The organism is uncultured Erythrobacter sp. (assembly GCF_947502395.1).
Taxonomy (GTDB): Bacteria; Pseudomonadota; Alphaproteobacteria; order Sphingomonadales; family Sphingomonadaceae; genus Erythrobacter.
This window is the reverse complement of the sequence record NZ_CANMZM010000003.1, coordinates 559880-581158: the sequence shown is the minus strand read 5'-3', so window position 1 is coordinate 581158 and position 21279 is coordinate 559880. Positions and strand designations below refer to the sequence as shown.

Here is a 21279-nt window from a genome sequence, read left to right as displayed (position 1 = left end):
TCAGCGAAAGGTTACCGTGATGAAGAATACACACAATAACAAGCTGTTGGGCTCAATTGCCCTCGCTTTGGGCGTCACCCTTGCTGGATGCAGCAGCGGTCCGCTTTCAGAAACAAACACCTCGCTATACTCGGTCAATCAGCCAGTGGTCGAGCGCACCAATTTCACATTGGATGTCGACACAACTCGATCAGGTCTTCCAATCACCGAGCAGCAGCGCCTTAATGGTTGGTTTGAGACTATGGATCTTCGCTATGGTGACCGGGTCACCATTGAAGATCCTTCCTCGAACCCAGCTGTTACCGACGCGGTGAACCAGTTAGCTGGGCGTTATGGCCTAATCGTTGAGGGCGTTGCCCCGACAACGGCTGGAATGTTGGGCGCAAGCCAAGCTCGCGTAGTGATTACTCGCTCGACAGCTTCTGTCCCGAATTGTCCGAATTGGGACGGCCGTTCGGATAGCAACTTCAAGAATGAAACCAGCAAAAACTATGGCTGTGCGATCAACGGCAATCTGGCGGCCATGGTCGCTAATCCTGAGGACCTTCTCGAAGGGCAATCAGGCACAGGTGAGACTGTGATTTCGACCGGCACAAAAGCTATCGCAACTTTCCGCGACGCTGAGCCAACCGGAGCTGCTGGTCTTCAAGATGCTCAAGGCGGAGGAAACTGATCAATGAACGCTCCATGGAAATCGGGTATCCCCGGCAATCGCGATCCATTTGCCGCCTATATCTGCGACGACGCAGCGCTGGACGTTCTGCGCCCGGTCGTTATCGAAATGGGCTGGCCTCCTGAGAAGTGCAACAAAGGTGGTCTGCGCAACGCGATCCAGTCGCTCTCGGTCAGTGCAAGTCCTGCCATTCTGGTGGTCGACCTGTCGGAAAGCGGCGATCCGCTGAATGATATCAATGCGCTTGCCGAGGTTTGTGAGCCAGGTACAGTTGTGATCGCCATTGGCCAAGTCAACGACGTGCGCCTCTACCGCGACCTGCTCGCAAGCGGCATTCATGACTATCTGCTCAAGCCGCTTAACGCTCAAGCTGTGCACGATGCGTTGAACGGTGCGTTGGCAGTTTTCACTTCGCCCAAGGGTGGAGATGCTGAAGGCGTTAAACGTCACATTTCAACCGCAGTGGTCGGCACACGTGGCGGCGCTGGAGCCTCTACGCTGGCAACCTCGCTTTCGTGGTTGTTCAGCGAGGAACACAAGGTCCCTACGGGTCTGTTCGATCTCGATGTGCACTTTGGAACGGGCGCACTGGCGCTTGATCTCGAGCCTGGCCGTGGCCTCACCGATGCGATCGACAACCCAAGCCGGATCGACGGTCTCTTCATCGAACGCGCTATGATCCGTGCCAATGACAATTTGTCGATCCTCTCGGCCGAGGCTCCTATCAGCCAACCGCTGATGACCGATGGTGCTGCGTTCGTCCAGCTTGAGGAAGAATTCCGTCAAGCATTCGAAATGACCGTGATCGATCTGCCGCGCAACATGCTGATTAACTTCCCGCATTTGCTGGCTGACGTAAATCTGGTGTTGCTCACATGCGAACTCACCCTTGCATCGGCACGCGATACGATCCGGATTTTGTCCTGGCTCAAGACCCATGCGGCTCACGCTCATCCAATGGTCTTGGTCAACAAGTTCCAGTCAGGTGTTGCGGAGATCAGCAAGTCCGATTTTGAAGCCTCAATCGAGCGCAAGATCGATTTTGCTATTCCCTACGACATCAAGGCCGCTTCAAACGCTGCCAAGCTGGGTCAAGTCTTCACCGAAGCAAACAAGAACTCAAAGGCAACTGCGACAATTAAGCAGATTGCTGAGCGTATCATGGGCGCAAGCGAAGACGATCTGACTGCCATCACCGAAGAGAAGAAGTCGCTTTTGGGCGGGTTCGATCTCAAATCGCTGTTGGCGAAGAAACAAAAGAACCAGGCTCCAGCTGAGCCTGCGGATTAAACACTCAGCCGGCGAGGCTGGCGCACGGAGGATCCTTGCGCCGGCCAGCCGGGTGAAACTTCTGGCGCTGCGTACTGCCATTGCTTGGGAACCAACCCAAGGGCTGACGCAAGCAAAACAACGAGAACGGGCAGGACGATACCGAGATGGACATACTGCAAACCCTGCTGATCACTGTGGTGATCTTCCTGGTGATCGTTGGCGGCTACCTACTGCTTTCGACACCGAGCGTTGGCAAGGCACAGAAACGTCGCCTCCAATCGTTGCGCTATCGGCACTCTGAAAACACCGATACAAAGGTTGAGTCGCAGCTGAAGAAAGCGATTGCAGCTCGTCGTCCCAAAGCGCATCGCGTCGCAGGCTCTGCTTCGCGCACCGAAGCGCTTGAGATGCGGCTTGAGCGCACTGGCAAGGGGTGGACCCTGTCGCAATATATCTACGCCTCGCTTGGCCTCTCGCTGTTTGTTGCGGTCCTGATTTACCTTCAGAGCGGAGCCGCGCTGCTATCATTGGGAATCGGCGCAGTGATTGGCCTTGGCCTTCCGCACCTTGTTGTCGGGTTCTTTATCAAGAAACGCACCAATAATTTTGTGGCCAAGTTTCCTGACGGCATTGAGCTGCTCGTGCGCGGCCTTCGTTCAGGCCTTCCTGTCGCTGAGACGCTTCAGGTTGTGGCCGAGGAAGTACCCGGCCCTGTCGGAATCGAATTCAAAGGCGTGGTTGAACGCATCAAAATCGGAAAAACGATGGAAGATTCTCTCCAGGAAGCCGGCGACAAGCTGGGCATCCCAGAGTTTAACTTCTTCACCATTACGCTCGCCATTCAGCGCGAGACCGGTGGTAACCTTGCCGAGACGCTTTCGAACCTTGCCGACGTGCTGCGCAAGCGTTCGCAGATGAAGCTCAAGATCAAGGCGATGAGCTCCGAATCAAAGGCCTCTGCTTATATTGTGGGTTCGTTGCCCTTCATCGTCTTCGGCCTGATCTACTGGATCAACCCCGATTATCTGGGCCAGTTCTTCGTTGATGATCGCCTGATCATTGCTGGACTTGGCGGACTAGTCTGGATGAGCATCGGCGCCTTCATCATGGCCAAAATGGTCAGCTTCGAAATCTGATCCGGGAGGGAATTCAAAATGCTTGATCAACCAACCGGACCAACTCTGCTCGGCTTTGATGTTATCCTTGTGGGGAGCATCCTCGCAGGACTGGCTGCCTTCGCTGTTTTGATGGCGATCTATGCCGCCGTTACCATCAAAGACCCGATGGCAAAGCGCGTGAAGTCTCTCGAAGAGCGCCGCGACGAGCTCAAAGCCGGGATCGTAACCGGTGGCTCGCGCAAGCGTGCCAGCCTGGTTCGCCGAAGCGATACGACCGACAAGGTTAAAGACAGCCTCGGCAAGATGAACGTTTTGGAGCAAAGCCAGCTCCAGGCGGTTCAGCAGAAGCTTGCCCATGCTGGCTTCCGCAACAAGGAATTGGCGGTCATCATCATCGGTCTGCGCATGGTGCTGCCTGTTGTGTTTGGCATCATTGGCTTCATTCTCTTTTACTGGCTCGACTACTTCCAGTTCGGTGAAGGTTCGCTCAAGAACCTGTTCGGCTTCGCTGGCATGGTGTTTCTTGGCTATAAGGGTCCGGAAATCTATCTTTCGAACCTTGCGAGTAAGCGCACAGCCGAGATCCAGAAAGGCCTGCCGGACGCTCTCGACCTGCTTGTGATTTGCGCCGAAGCTGGTCTTACCGTCGATGCTGCCTTCAACCGCGTGGCGAAGGAATTGGGTCGGGCTTACCCTGAATTGGGTGACGAATTTGCCCTAACGGCGATTGAGCTTTCCTTCCTGAACGAACGGAAGCTGGCCTTCGATAATCTGGCCTATCGCGTCGATCTGGAAGCAGTCAAAGGCGTTGTGACTACCATGGTTCAGACTGAACGCTATGGTACGCCGCTTGCTTCTGCCCTGCGTGTTCTCTCTGCCGAATTCCGGAACGAGCGTATGATGCGGGCTGAAGAGAAGGCAGCACGTCTGCCAGCGATCATGACGGTTCCACTAATCATGTTCATTCTGCCGGTGCTCTTCATCGTGATCCTTGGCCCAGCGGCCTGCTCGATCTCCGATGCTCTGATCACTCCGCAGGAAGGCGGCGGCTAAGGCCTAAGCTTTCGAAATCAAACAAAGGGCCGGTACGTCACATGACGCACTGGCCCTTTTGCTTTCAGTCTACCGGCATCCCAGCCAACGCCCCCGCCCTCGTCCTCAGTTTGGCAAGCATGGAGCGCAATGCAGCTTCCTCTGCCGCGTCAAACCCCTCGAAGAGTTCGCGCTCGGTTGCCCTGGCGGTTGGCATGACCTCATGGTGGATCGCCTCGCCTTCAGCCGTCAGCGCCAGCAGGTGAGAGCGACCATCAAGTTCATTGGCAACCCTTGCAATTAGGCCGCGCTCTTCGAGCACTTTGCACGCTCGGTTGACCGCCACCTTGTCCATCAAGGTCGCCTCCGTCAGGTCGCGCTGAGTCAGCTGCCCGCCATGGCTGCCCGTATCGCCAAGGATCGCCATCACCCGCCATTCCGCAACTTTAAGACCAAAGCGCGAGCGGTAACGCTGCGCGATCAGATCGCTCACCGCATTCGATGCGATCGAGAGTTGGTAGGGCAGGAAGTCAGCGAGTTGAAAGTCGCGGGCATCTGGGTTCGTGGCCTGAGTCATGCGAAGTGGTTTCCCATGAAACCAGTCTTCACGCAAGCCAGCTGCAGTCCCCCTTATTCGTAAGGGCGATCCTCCCACCAGGGATAGAAGTCGGGCATATCCTGAGTGACTTTCCCAGGATAGTTTGGCGCACGCTTTTCAAGGAAGCTTGCAATTCCCTCTTTCGCGTCGGCTCCGCGAGAAAGGCGATAGATAGAGCGGCTGTCGATCTTATGCGCTTCCATCGGGTGATCAGTGTTCATCAAACGCCACATCATCGCCCGCGTCATTGCAACGGAGACAGCCGAAGTGTTGTCTGCGATTTCACGGGCGATTGCCCGCGCTTCATATAGCAAGTCATCGGGCCCATGGACCGATCGCACCAGACCGCCCGCCTTGGCTTCTTCGGCATCGAAGACCCGTCCTGAATAGCACCACTCCAGCGCTTGGCTGATCCCAACAAGGCGCGGCAAAAACCAGCTTGAGGCCGCCTCAGGCACGATCCCGCGCCGAGCAAAGACAAATCCGTAACGCGCATGCGACGCGGCCAATCGGATATCCATCGCAAGCTGCATGGTTGAGCCCACGCCCACCGCGACACCATTGCAAGCTGCGATAAGCGGCTTCTTGCTTTCGAACAGACGCAAGGTGAGCCTGCCCCCGCCATCGCGCACGCGCTCATCAGAAAGACTCTCAACCTCGGTCGCATCGGCGAAGACCTGCCCTCCCCCTTCAGGCGTTAGGTCAGCGCCTGCGCAAAAGGCTCGCTCGCCCGCTCCGGTGAAAATCACCGCACGCACATCGTCATCGGCATCGATATCGTCCATCGCCGTCATGATCTCCGCACCCATTGTGCGGGTATAGGCGTTCATTTTTTCCGGACGGTTCAGGGTGATGGTGGCGATGCCATCGGTTTTGTCGACCAGAATCTGGGTGTAGTCTGTCATGAAAAATCTCTCCTGCGTGAGACACTTGACACACTGTCCAAGAGGAGAAAACCCTTACCCTGCGATCAGCCGGAAAATGGGGTGCCAAAGAGAGGGGAATGAGGCTCGATCATCGCCTGATCATACCTCTCATCGCGACATGTAGGACAGCACAAAAAACCCCGCGCCGTGTTGTCACGGGCGGGGCTTTTTGTAACTAAGAAATGCTTGCTCTTACGAGCCGTCAACCAGACCCCGCGCCTCAAGCATCGCCTGCACATTGGGCTGACGACCGGCAAATGTCTGATACATGTCAAAGTAGTCCATCGTGCCACCGCGACTGAGCACGGTCTTGCGATAATGATCGCCATTCTCACGGGTCAAACCACCATTTTCACGGAACCACTCGCGGCTGTCGCGATCGAGCATTTCGGTCCACAGATAGCTGTAATAACCAGCCGAATAACCAGCGGGTGAGCTAAAGATGTGGTTGAAATAGGTGCTGCGATAGCGCGGCGGGACCAGATCGATTTCAAGACCAAGTTCGGTCAGCGATTGGCGTTCAAACGCGTCAACCGCTTCAGGATTGCCCACCAGAGCGCGCGCCTCATCTGGCGACAATGCGTGCCACTTCATATCAAGGAGAGCAGCTTCGACGACTTCGCCAAAGTCATAACCTTGGTTGAACTTGGCCGCTGCTTCGATCTTCTCGATCATCTCATCAGGGATGGTCTCACCAGTCTCATAGTGCTTGGCGTAGTTTGACAGAATTGATGGCCAGGTTGCCCACATCTCGTGAACTTGGCTGGGGTATTCGACAAAGTCGCGAGCGGTCGCTGTGCCAGAGAGGCTCTCATATTGCTGGTCAGCAAAGAAGCCGTGCAGCGCATGACCAAATTCGTGGAATGTGGTGTTCACCCAGTCAAAGCTGACCAGTTGCACTTCGCCTTCAGCCGCCTTGGGAATGTTGAGCACGTTGTAGATGACCGGCTTGGTGTCCCAGAGATAGCTCTGATCAACAAAATTGCTCATCCACGCACCACCGCGCTTGGATGGACGCTGGAACGGGTCGAAATAGAACACGCCAAGTTCTGAACCATCGGCTTCGAAGACGGTGTAGACCCACACGTCCTCGTGATAGACCGGCAGGTCGGTGCGACGTTCAAACGTCAGACCATAGAGCTCTTCTGCCATGTGGAAGACACCATCTTCGAGCACGTTTTCGAGCACGAAATATTCCATCACCGCGTCTTCATCGAGGTCGAATTGCTCGGCCTTGATGCGGTTGGCGTAGCGATACCAATCCCACGGTTGGACATCAAAATCACCACCATCGGCGCGGATTGCCGCGTTGAGCATCTCTGCTTCGCGGCGCTGCGTCGCGGCAAGCGCTGGAACCATTTGCTCCATGAAATCCAGGGCAGTCTTGGGCTCTTTCGCCATACGATCATACATGGTGTAGGTCGCCCAATCAGGTTGACCAAAGAGCGCGGCCTTTTCCGCGCGGAGAAGTGCGATACGAGCGATCAGGTCACGTGTATCGACCCCGCGCTTTCCATCAGCACGGTCATGGCTCAGCTTAAACAGAGCTTCACGGGTGTCACGATTTTCAAGCGTCGGCAAAAGAGGCTGTTGCGTTGTGTTTTGAAGCGCAATGGCAAACTTGCCTTCTTGGCCCTGCTCAGCAGCGAGCGTAGCAGCCGCGTCGATATCGGCCTCAGAAAGACCAGCAAGCTCTTCGCGTGTGTCAACAATCAGCGGCTGAGTGGCCATCGCATCACGGGCAAGCTGGCCAAACTCAGTGGTGAGCATGGAAAGCTGCGTGTTGATCTCTTTGACCTCTTCGCGCTGTTCTTCAGTGAGAAGCGCGCCGGCATGGACCATTGAACTGTAGGTCTCATCGAGCAATTTCGCGTCTTCAACACCCAGCTCAAGCGTATCGCGATTGTCGTAAACCGCCTTCACCCGCTCAAACAGTTCCGGATTGAGCGTGATGCTGTCGCCGTGGGCGGTCAGCTTGGGGCTCATCTCGGTATTGATTTCGTCGAGGCGATCGTTGGTGTTTGTACCGGTAAGCTGGAAGAAAACGCGTGAAACACGACCCAGCATGCGTCCTGATTTCTCAAGCTCAACGATGGTGTTTTCAAAGGTCGGCTCATCGGGATTATCGATGATTGCCTGAATCTCTTCGAGATGCAGCTCCATCCCTTTCTCGAACGATGGAATGTAGGATTCTTCAGAGATTTTGGTGAAGTCTGGCGCTTGGAACGGAAGCGTGCTGTCCGCCTCGAAGTAATCTGTCGACGCGGTAAGCTCTGTGGGTGAGCAGGCTGTCGTGGTGGCGACAAGCGCAAGCGCGGAGGCGGTCAAGGCCAATGGAGCCAGTTTAAGGCGCATGATGAACAATCTTTCCTTCCAGTTGGCGCAGATAGGGGTTTGCCCCGTCGCGCATCAATTCAGCTGTGCGGCTGATAGATTGTTGCTCTGGTCAACGCAACTTGAACGGGTGATGAGCGAGCGCATCCGATCCACTCGACGGCCTGAACAAGATCAATCAGACGCAAACAACTCCAGAAATTTTAGAGCCAATGCTGACTTCTCAATCTCGGCCACTTGTATGCGATTTTGCCAGTTCAATCCATCGGTATTGCCGAGCGCCACGAGCGTGAGCCCTTCGTCAGGCACTTTCAGCAGCATTCCGGCGTAGGCATCGGGCCACCAGCCGCCGTGCCAGAGAAGGCGTTTGCCGTTCCAGTCCTGGGCCCACCAGCCATGAGCATAGTCCGATGGGTTTCCATCTGCATTGATCGGGCGCTCCCACATTGCCCTGAGCTGATCGGGTGCAAGGATGCCACCTTCATCAAGTGCGATTGAGTAGTTTGCCAATCCAACAGCGCTTGAAATAATGCCACTCGACGCGTTGAGCTCTGGATTGGGAAGCGATGAGGGATCGAGGTTGTCGTCCTGTTCGGGCGCATGGCGAAAGGGCGGAGCCAGCATGCGCAAGGCATCACCGCCCTTCGGATCGCGCCACCCAGCAGCGATGTCTTTCAGCCCCGCCTTGTCGAGGACATAGCGGCGCATCCACACATCAAAGCTCTCGCCGGTCTGCTCTTCCACCCAATTGGAAAGCCGCCCAAATACTAACGGATTGTACAAAAAGTTGGTGCCCGGCTCGCCAAGCACGCGCATTTGCAATACGTCGCGCAACGACAGCGTCGCACTGCAATCAATCGGTGGCGGAGTATAGCCATCGACCAGTTCCACCCCGCCGCCAAAGATGTTTTGACTGTTCGAAAGCCATTCGCAACGACCATCCCAATCGGAGAGCTTGGTGAATGCATCGTCGAGGTCGACGACACCGTCGGCATCCATTCCGATCAACGTGGCTGCGCTGAATGTCTTTGTGATGGATGCCACGAGGTAGCTCGTGTCAGCAGTGGTTGGCTCTTCCGCATCATGATCCTGCCACCCGATGCCTTGCGCGGCGACGATCTCGCCGTCCATTACGATTGCATAGGACATCGAAAGCACAGAATTCTCGCGACGAAACTGATGTGCGAATTCGTCAAATTCTGCGAGCTTGGCCTCCCTGGATGAGTCAATGTCGCGTAATTCAGTCTGTGGTTCGGCGCTTGCTGCACCTGGCACAAACCCCACAATTGCTGCCAATAGATATCCAAGCCGCATGAGCAATCCCTCCCTCGACACCAATCTTGTGACTGAAAATTCCTAAGAAGCAAGGCTTTGTCGGGCGAGAGACAAAAGTTTCGGACAAAAGAAACCCCCAGCACTTTGAAGCGCCGGGGGTTCCCTTGTTGTACAATGAGGTGAGCTTTAACGCGGTGCCATGCGGATCGCACCGTCGAGACGCACGTCTTCGCCGTTAAAGTAAGCCGTTTCGATCATGGTCATCGCAAGCTTGGCGTACTCTTCAGGATAGCCCAAACGCTTGGGGAAAGGCACAGAAGCTGCCAGAGCGTCTTTCACCTTCTGAGGCGCCGCGTTCATCAGTGGGGTTTCGAAGATACCGGGAAGGATCGTGTTCACACGGATGCCTTCACTCATAAGGTCGCGCGCGATCGGCAAAGTCATGCCAACAACGCCGCCTTTAGATGCAGAGTATGCAGCTTGGCCCATCTGGCCGTCTTCAGCAGCAACAGAAGCCGTGTTCACAATCGCGCCGCGATTGCCGTCTTCCGAAAGCGGATCGAGCGTCAGCATACCAGCTGCTGATTTTGCGATACAGCGGAAGGTACCGACAAGGTTCACCTGAATCACGAAATCGAACGCAGACAGCAAGAAGTGCTTGGTTTCGCCGGTCAACCCGCCGTTCTCATCACGTACGCGGCTGGCGGTTTTCATAGCATTGCCGATTCCTGCGCAGTTTACGAGGATACGCTCTTGACCGTGTGCGTCGCGCGCTTTGGCAAAGCCTGCATCGACGTCTTCATCGCTGGTCACGTTGACCTTGCAGAAAATGCCGCCGACTTCGGCCGCCATCGCTTCGCCCTTCTCTTCGTTCATATCGAAGATCGCGACTTTGGCACCTTTGGCAGCGAGCGCGCGCACAGTGGCGGCACCGAGGCCCGAAGCGCCGCCGGTGACGACTGCGGGAGTGTTGGCTGAAACTTCCATTAGATTTCCTCTTCCAAATTCCAGGGAGACTTATAGTGACTCTACGATGGTGACATTGGCAACGCCGCCGCCTTCGCACATCGTTTGAAGTCCGTATTTCTTTCCGTGGCGCTTTAACCCGTGGACCAGTGTCGCCATCAACTTGGTGCCCGAAGCACCGAGCGGGTGGCCAAGCGCAATCGCGCCGCCGTGGACGTTGAGCTTTTCCGGGTCAGCACCGGTGTGCTTAAGCCATGCCATAGGAACAGGCGCAAACGCCTCGTTCACTTCATAAAGGTCAATATCGTCGATTTTGAGCCCAGCGCGCTCAAGTGCCTTGTCGGTTGCGAACAGCGGCTCTTCCAGCATGATCACCGGATCGCCCGCGGTGACGGTGAGGTTATGAATACGCGCCATTGGCGTGAGGTTATGTTGCCTAAGCGCCTCTTCTGACACCACGAGCACTGCCGAAGACCCATCACAAATCTGGCTTGCACTTGCCGCTGTCACCATGCCGTTCGGGTCAATCAGCTTAACGCCTGCGATCCCCTCGAGGGTGGCATCAAAGCGGATGCCTTCGTCTACAGTGTGGGTATCGTCACCTTCGGGTGTTTCGATATCGATGGGCACGATCTCGTTTTCAAACGCGCCCGCCTCGGTCGCGGCAATCGCTTTCTTGTGGCTGTTAAAGGAGAACGCATCGAGCTCGTCCTTTGTCATTCCATGCTTCTTGGCGATCATCTCAGCGCCCATGAACTGGCTGAATTGAACATTGGGATACTTCGCCTGGATATCTGGCGACATGTAGTGGCCGAGGCCTTCTTTCATGTGGAAGGTGGCGTTTGAACCCATTGGAACGCGACTCATGCTTTCAACGCCTGATGCAATGACAACATCCTGCGTCCCGCTCATTACCGCTTGGGCAGCAAACTGGATGGCTTGCTGAGATGAACCACACTGACGGTCAATCGAAACAGCCGGGGTGGATTGAGGAAGCAGTTTTGAGGCGAGAACACCCATGCGTCCCACTTGCATCGCCTGTTCGCCTGCCTGCGTCACGCACCCAGTCACCACATCATCGACCGCGCTCGGGTCAATCCCGCTCCGCCCAACCACCGCGTCCAATGACTTGGCAAGCAGATCGACCGGGTGCACCCCTGCCAAGCGGCCACCGCGACGGCCTCCAGCAGTGCGGACTGCGTCAACGATATAAGCGGTTGTCATAGCGGCAGGGCTCCTTCCCGTTTACGTAAACGTTTATTGTGGCAAATCGCCTATTGCAGGCGGGCAACGGAATCAAGCAGGCATTCCAAAGCGCTCGGCACCACCTTTGGACCAATCCCAACACTGCGCCACTTTTCAAGGGGATGGACAACTCGGCGCACGCACAAGTCGCCTCATCGTCAAATGTAAAACGGTGTGTTGCAATCGCGTTACACCGTTGCGCTTTGTTGGCCTCCTGTGCCGTCATCTCTTCCATTGTGAGCTCTATTCCGCCAACCGTGCATGCAGGGACGGACAATTTATGCGTAAAGCAGCTTTGCTGTTAGCGGGGAATTTCGTCGCGTGCGCATACATTCCGTCTTACGAGAGACTGGGTATGCTTCAGCCACCAAATGGGTGGATCATATTCTATGTCAGTGTTGGTTTGATCACTAAAACTCGCGTGCGGGCAAGGTGTTTGGACCGTCATTAGGGGTATTAAATCCAATGAGAAGATCATCAAAACTACGCCTGAGTGCTGGCAGCTTTGCTGTCGGTGTTGCTCTGGCTGCATCGCCTGCGTTTGCGCAGGAAGCAGATGTTACGACGGAAGAAGAGGAAGCCGAAGATCGCGGCATCGTGGTCACGGGCTCGCGTCTTAACCTCAATCCAAACCTCGAAGGTGCCGCACCGGTTCTGTCTGTTTCGCAACAACAGCTTCAGTCTCAAGGTACGGTCCGCGTGGAAGACCTCGTCAACCAGTTGCCGCAGGTTTTTGCCGGCCAAGCGGGTGAGGTTTCCAACGGTGCATCGGGTACTGCTACCCTGAACCTGCGCGGTATCGGTTCGGTTCGCACCCTCGTATTGATCGACGGTCGCCGCCTTCCTTACGGTTCATCAAGTATTTCCTCGGCCAACCTTGACCTTATCCCGACCCAACTGATCGAACGCGTTGACGTCCTGACCGGTGGTGCTTCGGCTGTGTACGGTTCCGATGCGGTTGGCGGTGTTGCCAACTTCATCCTTCGTCGCGACTTTGAAGGTGTCGAGCTCGATTTCCAGGGCAACTTCCAACAGACCGGAAACGGCAACGACTTCTTCAACAACGTGACAGCCGCTGCGCAGCAGCCGGTGCCGGATGGCATCATCGACGGTGAAGAATTCGTCATTACCGGTATGATCGGTACTAACACCTCTGACGGTCGCGGTAACGTGACGGTCTACGCTTCTTACGAGCAGCGTAATCAGGTCACCCAGGACAACCGTTCTTTCTCGGCTTGCACCATTGGTGAATCGAGCGCTGCGACTTCCTTTGGCGGTGCTGGCTGCGTCGGCTCGTCGAACTTCCGTCGTTTTGCGGACTTCAACGATATCGACGGTAATCCCGACGATGTTGATGACGTGTTCCAAGAATTGGACGGCACAATTGTTCCATTTGTTGGTGGTCCAGCTCAGACGTTTAACTTTGGCGCTCTGAACTTCTTCCAGCGTCCTTCCGAGCGCTTCACGCTTTACGGTCGTGCTCACTACGACATCACCGACAACATCGAGGCCTTCCTCGATGTAAGCTACACAGATGTTATCTCTGACGCACAAATCGCTCAAACCGCATCATTCGGTGCGATTTATAGCATCAACTGCGACAACCCATTCATCTCCGGAACGCCAGGTATTGACCTCGCCACGGAAGTGTTTGGCTGTACTGACGCTGATATCGCCAACGGTACGATCCAGAACAACCTGTTCGCTTCACACCGTAACGTCGAAGGTGGTCCACGTAACTCACGTCTCGAAAACTCGGCGTTCCGCATCATCGGTGGTGCTCGCGGTGACTTCGCAGACGGTATTTGGGCCTACGAATTGTTTGGTCAGTATTCCGAAACTTCGGACAGCTCTCTTTCAACCAACGACTTTATCGTTTCGAACCTTCAGCAGGCCTTCCTCGTGACGACAGATGCAGACGGCAATGCGGTTTGTACTGATCCATCGGGCGGCTGTGTTCCTTACAACATCTTCCAGCGTGGCCCTAACGGTGAGAGCCTTGTTTCTCAGGGTGCTCTGGACTTCATCCAGGGTGTCGGTCTCGTCATCGGTGAAACCACACAAACCGTCTATGGCGGTAACATCCAGGGTGACCTTGGTGAGTATGGTTTCAATTCACCATGGGCCGAAGACGGCGTGGCACTGCTCGTAGGCTTTGAAGTCCGCGAAGACACGCTTGAGTCTATCCCAGACGAAATCAGCCAGGTTCCTGGCGGTGGCTTTACGGGTGTTGGCGGCGCGACGCTGCCGGTGGCTGGTGAAGTTGATGTGTTCGAGCTGTTTGCCGAAATTCAGATCCCGATTGTACAGGACATGCCCTTCTTTGAAGAGCTTACACTATCAGGGCAGTATCGTTATTCGGACTATGACACAGATGGTAACGGCACTTCCAACAGCTTCAGCACCGATGCATATGGTGTTCAGCTGACTTGGGCTCCTGTCGAAGATATTACCTTACGTGGTCAGTATCAGCGCGCTGTGCGTGCGCCGAACGTGATTGAGTTGTTCACCGGCCAGAACACTGGTCTGCCGAACCTCAACTCGACGCTCAACTCGAATGGTGATCAGATCTTCGATCCGTGCGCAACGCCGTTCCCAACCGCTTCTGCAGCGGCTTGTGCGAACACCGGCGTGACCGCAGCTCAGTTCGGTAACATCCCTGATGTTATCTCTGGTCAAACCCAGTCGCTTACCGGTGGTAACCCGAACCTTGAGCCTGAAGTTTCAGACACCTATACATTTGGCGCGGTCTTCAGCCCGACATTTGTCCCGGGTCTGACAATTTCGCTCGATTATTTCGATATTTCGGTAGATGGCTTCATTTCTGCCGGTATCGCTGCACAAACCACTCTGGATCAGTGTCTCACAACAGGTAATCCAACCTTCTGTGATCTGATCAACCGTGCACCAAACGGTTCGCTTATTGCCGGCACCCCAGGTGTTGGCTTTACGCAAACCAACCTGAATATCGCGGAGCTCGAAACCTCTGGCTTCGATCTGCAGGTGAACTACTCAACCGACATCGGTTCATACGGTGGCTTGCGGTTCGATTACGCGGGGACTTACCTCGAAGAGTTCGACTTCTCATCATTCGCCGGTGACACGCCCATCGAATGTGCTGGCTTCCTCAACAACGGTTGTGTGTCTGCGGTGAACCCGGAGTATCGTCACCGTATGCTTGTAACTTGGGAAACTCCAGTTGAGAGCCTTGAGACCACGTTCACTTGGCGTCATTTCTCAGGCACCGACAATGATCCGAACGTTGACAGCCCAGAGATCGACGATGATCTGCCATCAATCAACTATATCGATTGGGCGGTCTTCTACGAGATCACCGATTCGATCCGTCTGCGCGGTGGTATCCTCAACATCTTTGATGAGACGCCACCAGTATCGACCTCTTCAGGTCCACCACTGGGTAACGGTAACACCTTCCCGACGATCTACGACACAGCTCGTACGTTCTTCGGCGGTGTGAACTTCCGCTTCTAATCTCACTGAGATTGAAACAAGAGAGCCGCGGACGCATCCCGTCCGCGGCTCTTTTTGTTTGCAAGACTGACTAACGCATTTCGTGATCTGGCCCTTCACACCACTGTTGCATTCTAGATACAGGTCTTTGCATTTATTGCGCAGCGCTCTCGGGCTCCTCTTCCAAATCAGTGAGCTTTGCGTCACCCACGCTCTCGGGACTGACTGGCTAGCGCGTAGTGGATGATTCTGCTGCGTTGGCAGGATGCCCGTCAGAGTGATCAGGGCGCAACAACCCTTATGAAGGTGAAAGCTCACCCTGATCCGCCAACTGATGCATCGCGGAAAGCGTGATGTATGCTTTGATTGAGGGTAAGCACCACATGAAAATTTCGACAAAACTCCGTCTGAGCGCAGGTTCGCTTGCGGTCGGATTTGCGCTGGCCACCACGCCAGCTTACGCACAGGACAATGACGAAACCGTCGATGTCACCACCGAAAACGCAGCAGAAGATGAAGGCGCGATCACCGTTACCGGTTCGCGTATTCGACTGCCTAACCTGGAATCGACAGAGCCTACGGTGACAATCACCGATGAGTTCATCGATCAACGTAACTTCATCAACGTGGCAGATGCACTGAACGATCTTCCGATCATTCGTGGCTCGGTCACACCAAATGGTGGCGAATCGGCCTTTGGTCAGGGCGTGAACTTCATCAACATCTTCGGCCTCGGGACCAACCGCTCGCTGACTCTTCTCAACGGTCGCCGCGTCGTGTCATCGAACACGCCGACGCTGTTTGGTCCTGGCGCACCAGGTCTCCAGGTTGACTTGAACGTCATCCCAGCTGCTCTGGTAAAGCAGGTCGACATTGCATCAACCGCTGGTGCTCCAGTTTACGGTTCAGATGCGATCGCCGGCACCGTCAACCTCATTCTCGACGACGAGTATGAGGGTCTAGAGCTGACCGCCACCTCTTCGATATATCAACAAGGTGATGGCTTCCAATATCGCTTTGAGGGCGTTTACGGCACCCAGTTCGCTGATGGTCGTGGCCATCTTCAACTTTCATCGTTCTACACGCAAACCGATGGTATCCTTCAGAACCAGCGTCAGAACTTCCGCGATAATATCGAGAACGAGCCGAACACCCTTGATTTTCTGCGTCTTGACCCGGATTTGCCTCTCGATACGGGTCCAAACGACGGCGTGCCCAGTCAAGTGGCATTCCGAGGGGTGAATCTGATCGTCCTTTCGAACAACGGCGTGATCTTTGGCGGCCCAATCGGTGTCGGATTTGGATCTCAACCGGGCGATACAGTCTTCCAGTTCGACGCTGGTGGTGACCTTATCCCGTTCACCGTTGGCGCTCGTACATCGGGTATTCGCGCTGTCGGCGGCGGTGATGGCTTCCAGTTTGTTGACTTCAACCAGCTGACATCAGACTTACGCCGCTTTGGTGCAAACGTCTTTGCGAACTATGATGTGACAGATAACATCAACGTCTTCACCGAGCTTCAGTATTACGACGCTCGCGCTGACGAATTGGTACAACAGCCAACCTTCAACACGCCGCTTTTCGGTGGTGGTTCGAGCGCGCTGACCTTTAGCATCGACAACCCCTTCCTCAACGATCAAGCGCGAGGAGTTCTCGCGGCAAACGGGGTTGATACGTTCACACTTTCGCGGGCAAATGTCGGCTTTGCAGACCTCACTGGTTTTGCAGAGACCGAACTTCTCCGTGGCGTTCTTGGCGCTCGCGGCGACTTTGAGCTTATGGGCCGAGATTGGAACTGGGAAGGCTCCTTTGTCTACGGCTCAACCGACGTCACTGACAATCGTCAGGACATCAACCAGCAACTGTTTGCCAATGCCACAAACGTTGCACTTGATGCCAATGGTGTCATCCAGTGTGCGGCTAACCTTGGCCCAGTTGACAATCCTGTACAACCTGGCAGCCCGGTAACTCCAATCGCAGATACGAACTGTGTTCCGTTCAACTTTTTCGGCCTTCAGGCTTCACCCGAAGCACTCGCTTATGTGATCGAAGAAAACCAAACACTGTCTGAACTTGAACAGGTTGTTATCAACGTTAACGTTGGTGGCTCACCGTTTGCCGTCTTCGGTAATGATGTTGGCGTCAACATTGGCTATGAGCACCGTAGCGAGACCGGTCGCTTCAACCCGTCCGAGTTTGAACAGCTTGGTCGTGGTCGTGGCGCGGCCATCACTCCGATCGAAGGTTCGTTCAATGTTGACGAAGTCTTCGGCGAGCTTTTCGTTCCGCTGGTAACCCCAGAGAACGATTTCATCGTCGAATCGATCACAGCTTACGCTCGTGGTCGTTACGTCGACAACACTGTGAACGGCGGCTTCTTCTCATGGGCCGCTGGCGGTAGTATCGCCCCGGTCCCCGATATCGAGTTCCGCGGCAACTTCACTCGCTCTTTCCGCGCACCGGCTGTGACAGAACTGTTCCTACCAACGGCAAACGCATTTGCGGCTGTTGCTGATCTCTGTTCGGTTGTCACCCCGCCAGCAAATGGCGGCAACAACCCGGAAGCACGGGCCGCAAACTGCGCTGCCTTCAACGCTTTCTTCCCGAACAGGAATGATCCGCAGTTGGCTGCACAAAGGACGGTTCCTATCCTTGCGGGTGGTAACCCGGACCTCGATAACGAGCAGGCCGACAGCTACAGCCTCGGCGTGATCCTCCGTCCTTGGTTCGCACCAGGTCTTTCGTTGACCACTGACTACGTCAACATCTCGATCTCGGATCCGATTGCAAACCTCACCACGGCTCAGATCAACATCGCTTGTTTTGACAACGACGAGTTCAACGCCGCTGATCCTGCAAACGGGAACGCTTTCTGTTCGCTGATCCAGCGTGACGCTATTGGTGAAGTCATTGCAGATGCCAGTAACCCAGGCGTGCGGACCGGCTTTACGAACGGCAATGGTATCGATTTCGAAGGCATTCAGTCTGAGCTGAACTACAGCACCTCGCTTGAAAGCGTTGGCATTCCAGGTGACCTCGCATTGCGGGGAAGCCTGCAGGTTGTTCTGCAACGTGTGATTGACATCACCGGTGTTGCACCTGGTCGTAGCGATGCAGTCATCGGCGACCCGACCTGGAGCGGTCAGTTGGCAGCTCAGTATCGACTCAACAACTTCGGTTTCGGTACAGTTCTGAACTACACGGGTGAGCAGCTGTTCTCACGCACCGATCGCACCCCAGACGCGCGTCAGTTTGACCAACTGCGTGACTTCGTAACGGCTGACTTCAACATCTTCTTTGAAACGGATGACGACTTCCGCTTCAACTTTGTTGTCAGCAACGCCTTTGGCCGTGAGTGTCAGCGTCTGAACGACTTCTGTATTCCAGGGGTAAGCCCGGCTGGTAACCCAGCGGGTAACGCGATCAACGACGCATTCGGTCGTCAGTTCTCGGCGAGCGTTACCAAATCGTTCTAATCCATCGGATCAAACCGACAAAAGAAAGGGCCCCGGGAAACCGGGGCCCTTTTTTGTTGGACCAAGAGAATTGTTGAGGCAGTCGTGACCGACCAACGGCAATGACTTTGAAAGCTTGGGCCTAGGAAGCGACTTCCATCTTGAGTTCGCCATCACCCTCATCAATCTTGAGGGTAGCACCGTCTGAGACTTCACCCTGAATAAGCATCTCAGCCAGCGGATCCTGCAAATAGCGCTGCACCGCGCGCTTGAGAGGCCTTGCGCCATAGACCGGATCATACCCCACCCTGCCAAGCCACCTCAGAGCCGCGTCAGTCAGATCAAGCGTAATCTTGCGATCATCAAGCAGCTTTTGCACACGGCGCACTTGGATCTCCACGATAGGGGCCATGTGCTCCATCGCCAGGCGGTGGAAGAGGATGATCTCGTCCAGACGATTGATGAACTCAGGCCGGAAGTGCCCGCGCACAACATCCATCACCTTCTCTTCGACATCGGCGACTTTCCCATCGTCGGGCAAGTTCGCCAGATGCTGTGAGCCTAGGTTTGAGGTTAGGATGATCAGCGTGTTGGAGAAATCAACCTTTCGCCCCTGCCCATCTGTCAGATGCCCATCGTCGAGCACCTGTAGAAGTACATTGAAGACATCGGTGTGCGCTTTCTCGACTTCGTCGAACAGCACAACCTGATAGGGTCTGCGCCGCACCGCTTCGGTGAGCACTCCGCCTTCATCATAGCCGACATAGCCCGGAGGCGCGCCAATCAGCCGTGCAACCGAGTGTTTTTCCATGAACTCAGACATATCAATGCGCACGAGCGCCTGATCGTCATCGAACAGGAACTCTGCAAGCGCTTTGGTAAGCTCGGTTTTACCGACACCGGTAGGCCCCAAGAAAAGGAAACTGCCCATTGGCCTTCCCGGATCCTGCAATCCTGCACGTGCACGACGCACCGCCTTTGATACAGCTTCAATAGGTTGGACCTGACCGATCACACGCTTGCCGAGGATCTTCTCCATCTCCAGCAGCTTCTCGCGCTCGCCTTCCATCATCTTGTCGATGGGAATGCCGGTCCAGCGACTAACAACGCTGGCGATGTCCTCTTCGGTCACTTCTTCGCGAAGAAGAGCGTTTTCGGTGAGGTCTTCGGCTTCCGCGAGTTTCTTCTCGAGCGCGGGGATAGTGCCGTAGGAAAGCTCACCCGCTTTGGCGAGGTCTCCCGAACGCTCGGCCTGCTCGAGTTCGAGACGCGCTGCATCAAGCTCTTCCTTGATCCTGCCTTCAGCCTCGATCTTATCGCGCTCGTTCTGCCAACGCGTCGTGAGTTCGGATGATTCCTGTTCGAGGTCTGCCAGCTCTTTTAGCAGGTTTTCAAGCCTCTCCTTGGAGGCATTGTCATCCTCCTTGGCGAGCGCGCTTTCCTCAATCTTGAGCTGGATGATCCGGCGATCGAGCGATTCAATCTCTTCCGGCTTACTCTCAACCTCCATGCGGATGCGGCTCGCAGCCTCATCCATCAGGTCGATAGCTTTGTCCGGCAAAAAGCGGTTCTGGATATAGCGGTCGGAAAGCTTGGCAGAGGCAACAATCGCGCTGTCGGTGATGCGAACGCCGTGGTGAAGCTCGTATTTGTCCTTGATCCCGCGAAGGATCGACACAGTGTCTTCAACCGAAGGCTCCTCGATATAGACCGGCTGGAACCGGCGTTGGAGCGCGGGGTCTTTCTCGACGTACTTCTGATACTCATCGAGCGTCGTCGCGCCGATGCAATGCAGCTCACCGCGCGATAGAGCAGGCTTGAGCAAGTTGGACGCATCCATCGATCCTTCAGAGGCCCCGGCCCCAATCAGCGTGTGCATCTCGTCGATGAAGAGGATGATATTGCCGTCGGCATGGCGCACTTCGTCAAGGATCGATTTCAAGCGCTCCTCAAACTCGCCGCGATACTTCGCGCCGGCAATCAACGCGCCCATATCAAGGCTCATCAAGGTGCGGCCCTTGAGGCTATCCGGCACGTCGCCATTGGCGATCCGCAATGCGAGACCTTCCGCAATCGCGGTCTTACCGGTGCCAGGTTCGCCGATGATCGCAGGATTGTTTTTGGTACGCCTCGCCAAAATCTGGATCGTGCGGCGGATTTCCTCATCGCGCCCGATGACGGGATCAAGCTTGCCGTCGCGCGCCGCCTTGGTGAGGTCGCGAGCAAACTTCTCCATTGCATCATAGGTGCTTTCGGCGTTCGCACTGTCGGCCTTTTTGCCGCCGCGAAGGTCTTCGATCGCAGTGTTGAGCCCTTGCGCTGTGACACCAGCCGCTTTCATTGCCTTGGCGGTCACCTCTGGCTGCGCAGCCAAGGCGGTCAAAACCCGCTCAACCGTCACAAAGCTGTCGCCGGCTTTTTCCGCGAGTCCTTCGGAGGCATCGAGCACCCGGACAAGATCATTGTCCATACCGGGTGTCGATTGCGCGCCGCTGCCGGTCACAACGGGGATCTTGGAAAGCGCAATGTCAACAGCGCTCACGGCCTGCTTTGCGTCACCACCTGCGCGCTGGATCAGGCCAGCCGCCATCCCCTCTTCATCCTCGAGAAGCGCCTTCAAGAGGTGCAGCGGGGTAATCCGTTGATGATTCATGCGGATCGCAACCGTTTGCGCGCTCTGCAGAAAACCCTTCGCGCGGTCGGTAAACTTTTCGAGATTCATGCCCGTTTCCTCATGTGAATTGCCTCCTCCATGTAGTGTTGCAATATTGCAACACAAGGCCGGTGGAACAACTTTTTGCTTCGCAGGTGTATTACTTGAGTAGGTGGGTCACAAATATACGCATTGCAAGCCCCCTTTCCCCATCACTTGACCTCTTGCCAAGAGCACGCAATTGTCCCGAGGTAGACACAG

General features: G+C 55.4%; 13 protein-coding genes. 6 read left to right on the top strand and 7 right to left on the bottom strand.

Annotated elements, in window-relative coordinates; genetic code table 11:
• Positions 1 to 19: 19 nt before the first annotated feature.
• The 4 genes from Q0778_RS13985 (at position 20) to Q0778_RS13970 (ending at position 4116) form a co-directional block, all read left to right on the top strand.
• Complete coding sequence (locus Q0778_RS13985; RefSeq protein ID WP_298301610.1) at positions 20 to 673, top strand: CpaD family pilus assembly protein; 654 nt, start codon at positions 20 to 22, stop codon at positions 671 to 673.
• 3 nt (positions 674 to 676) lie between these two features.
• Positions 677 to 1963: a pilus assembly protein CpaE gene (locus Q0778_RS13980; protein WP_298336905.1), complete on the top strand. Its 1287-nt coding sequence runs from the start codon at positions 677 to 679 to the stop codon at positions 1961 to 1963.
• Between the two features lie 146 nt (positions 1964 to 2109).
• Entirely contained in the window at positions 2110 to 3081 is a 972-nt protein-coding gene (locus Q0778_RS13975) for a type II secretion system F family protein (RefSeq protein ID WP_298301607.1), read from the top strand.
• 18 nt (positions 3082 to 3099) lie between these two features.
• Positions 3100 to 4116 (top strand): type II secretion system F family protein, encoded by a 1017-nt coding sequence (locus Q0778_RS13970; RefSeq protein WP_298301604.1) that lies wholly within the window; start codon positions 3100 to 3102, stop codon positions 4114 to 4116.
• A gap of 64 nt (positions 4117 to 4180) precedes the next feature.
• Here Q0778_RS13970 and Q0778_RS13965 read toward each other — a convergent pair whose 3' ends face one another.
• The 6 genes from Q0778_RS13965 to Q0778_RS13940 form a co-directional block, all read right to left on the bottom strand.
• Positions 4181 to 4672, bottom strand: a complete 492-nt coding sequence (locus Q0778_RS13965) for a MarR family winged helix-turn-helix transcriptional regulator (RefSeq protein ID WP_298301603.1) — start codon at positions 4670 to 4672, stop codon at positions 4181 to 4183.
• Between the two features lie 53 nt (positions 4673 to 4725).
• A complete protein-coding gene (locus Q0778_RS13960) occupies positions 4726 to 5598 on the bottom strand; it encodes a crotonase/enoyl-CoA hydratase family protein (protein ID WP_298301599.1) in 873 nt (290 codons plus the stop codon).
• A 213-nt stretch (positions 5599 to 5811) separates the two neighbouring features.
• The gene (locus tag Q0778_RS13955) at positions 5812 to 7974 is read right to left on the bottom strand and encodes a M3 family metallopeptidase (protein WP_298336903.1); all 2163 of its coding nucleotides are present in this window, start codon (positions 7972 to 7974) and stop codon (positions 5812 to 5814) included.
• A 153-nt stretch (positions 7975 to 8127) separates the two neighbouring features.
• Positions 8128 to 9267 (bottom strand): serine hydrolase domain-containing protein, encoded by a 1140-nt coding sequence (locus Q0778_RS13950; protein WP_298336900.1) that lies wholly within the window; start codon positions 9265 to 9267, stop codon positions 8128 to 8130.
• 147 nt (positions 9268 to 9414) lie between these two features.
• Positions 9415 to 10215 carry an SDR family NAD(P)-dependent oxidoreductase gene (locus tag Q0778_RS13945; RefSeq protein WP_298336897.1) on the bottom strand — a complete coding sequence of 267 codons (801 nt, stop codon included), beginning with the start codon at positions 10213 to 10215 and terminating at the stop codon, positions 9415 to 9417.
• A gap of 30 nt (positions 10216 to 10245) precedes the next feature.
• Positions 10246 to 11418 (bottom strand): acetyl-CoA C-acetyltransferase, encoded by a 1173-nt coding sequence (locus Q0778_RS13940; RefSeq protein ID WP_298336894.1) that lies wholly within the window; start codon positions 11416 to 11418, stop codon positions 10246 to 10248.
• Positions 11419 to 11904: 486 nt separating this feature from the next.
• Here Q0778_RS13940 and Q0778_RS13935 point away from each other — a divergent pair, with 486 nt between their 5' ends.
• A complete protein-coding gene (locus tag Q0778_RS13935; protein WP_298336892.1) occupies positions 11905 to 14931 on the top strand; it encodes a TonB-dependent receptor in 3027 nt (1008 codons plus the stop codon).
• A 362-nt stretch (positions 14932 to 15293) separates the two neighbouring features.
• Entirely contained in the window at positions 15294 to 18386 is a 3093-nt protein-coding gene (locus tag Q0778_RS13930; RefSeq protein WP_298301585.1) for a TonB-dependent receptor, read from the top strand.
• A gap of 121 nt (positions 18387 to 18507) precedes the next feature.
• Here Q0778_RS13930 and clpB read toward each other — a convergent pair whose 3' ends face one another.
• Positions 18508 to 21087, bottom strand: coding sequence for an ATP-dependent chaperone ClpB (gene clpB / locus Q0778_RS13925; protein ID WP_298336890.1), 2580 nt, complete (start codon positions 21085 to 21087; stop codon positions 18508 to 18510).
• Between the last annotated feature and the right edge of the window lie 192 nt (positions 21088 to 21279).

Excerpts from the sequence above, each read along its gene's own strand:
- Q0778_RS13985 (WP_298301610.1), top strand. The coding sequence starts at position 20 with ATGAAGAATACACACAATAACAAGCTGTTGGGCTCAATTGCCCTCGCT.
- Q0778_RS13980 (WP_298336905.1), top strand. The coding sequence starts at position 677 with ATGAACGCTCCATGGAAATCGGGTATCCCCGGCAATCGCGATCCATTT.
- Q0778_RS13975 (WP_298301607.1), top strand. The coding sequence starts at position 2,110 with ATGGACATACTGCAAACCCTGCTGATCACTGTGGTGATCTTCCTGGTG.
- Q0778_RS13970 (WP_298301604.1), top strand. The coding sequence starts at position 3,100 with ATGCTTGATCAACCAACCGGACCAACTCTGCTCGGCTTTGATGTTATC.
- Q0778_RS13965 (WP_298301603.1), bottom strand. The coding sequence starts at position 4,672 with ATGACTCAGGCCACGAACCCAGATGCCCGCGACTTTCAACTCGCTGAC.
- Q0778_RS13960 (WP_298301599.1), bottom strand. The coding sequence starts at position 5,598 with ATGACAGACTACACCCAGATTCTGGTCGACAAAACCGATGGCATCGCC.
- Q0778_RS13955 (WP_298336903.1), bottom strand. The coding sequence starts at position 7,974 with ATGCGCCTTAAACTGGCTCCATTGGCCTTGACCGCCTCCGCGCTTGCG.
- Q0778_RS13950 (WP_298336900.1), bottom strand. The coding sequence starts at position 9,267 with ATGCGGCTTGGATATCTATTGGCAGCAATTGTGGGGTTTGTGCCAGGT.
- Q0778_RS13945 (WP_298336897.1), bottom strand. The coding sequence starts at position 10,215 with ATGGAAGTTTCAGCCAACACTCCCGCAGTCGTCACCGGCGGCGCTTCG.
- Q0778_RS13940 (WP_298336894.1), bottom strand. The coding sequence starts at position 11,418 with ATGACAACCGCTTATATCGTTGACGCAGTCCGCACTGCTGGAGGCCGT.
- Q0778_RS13935 (WP_298336892.1), top strand. The coding sequence starts at position 11,905 with ATGAGAAGATCATCAAAACTACGCCTGAGTGCTGGCAGCTTTGCTGTC.
- Q0778_RS13930 (WP_298301585.1), top strand. The coding sequence starts at position 15,294 with ATGAAAATTTCGACAAAACTCCGTCTGAGCGCAGGTTCGCTTGCGGTC.
- clpB (WP_298336890.1), bottom strand. The coding sequence starts at position 21,087 with ATGAATCTCGAAAAGTTTACCGACCGCGCGAAGGGTTTTCTGCAGAGC.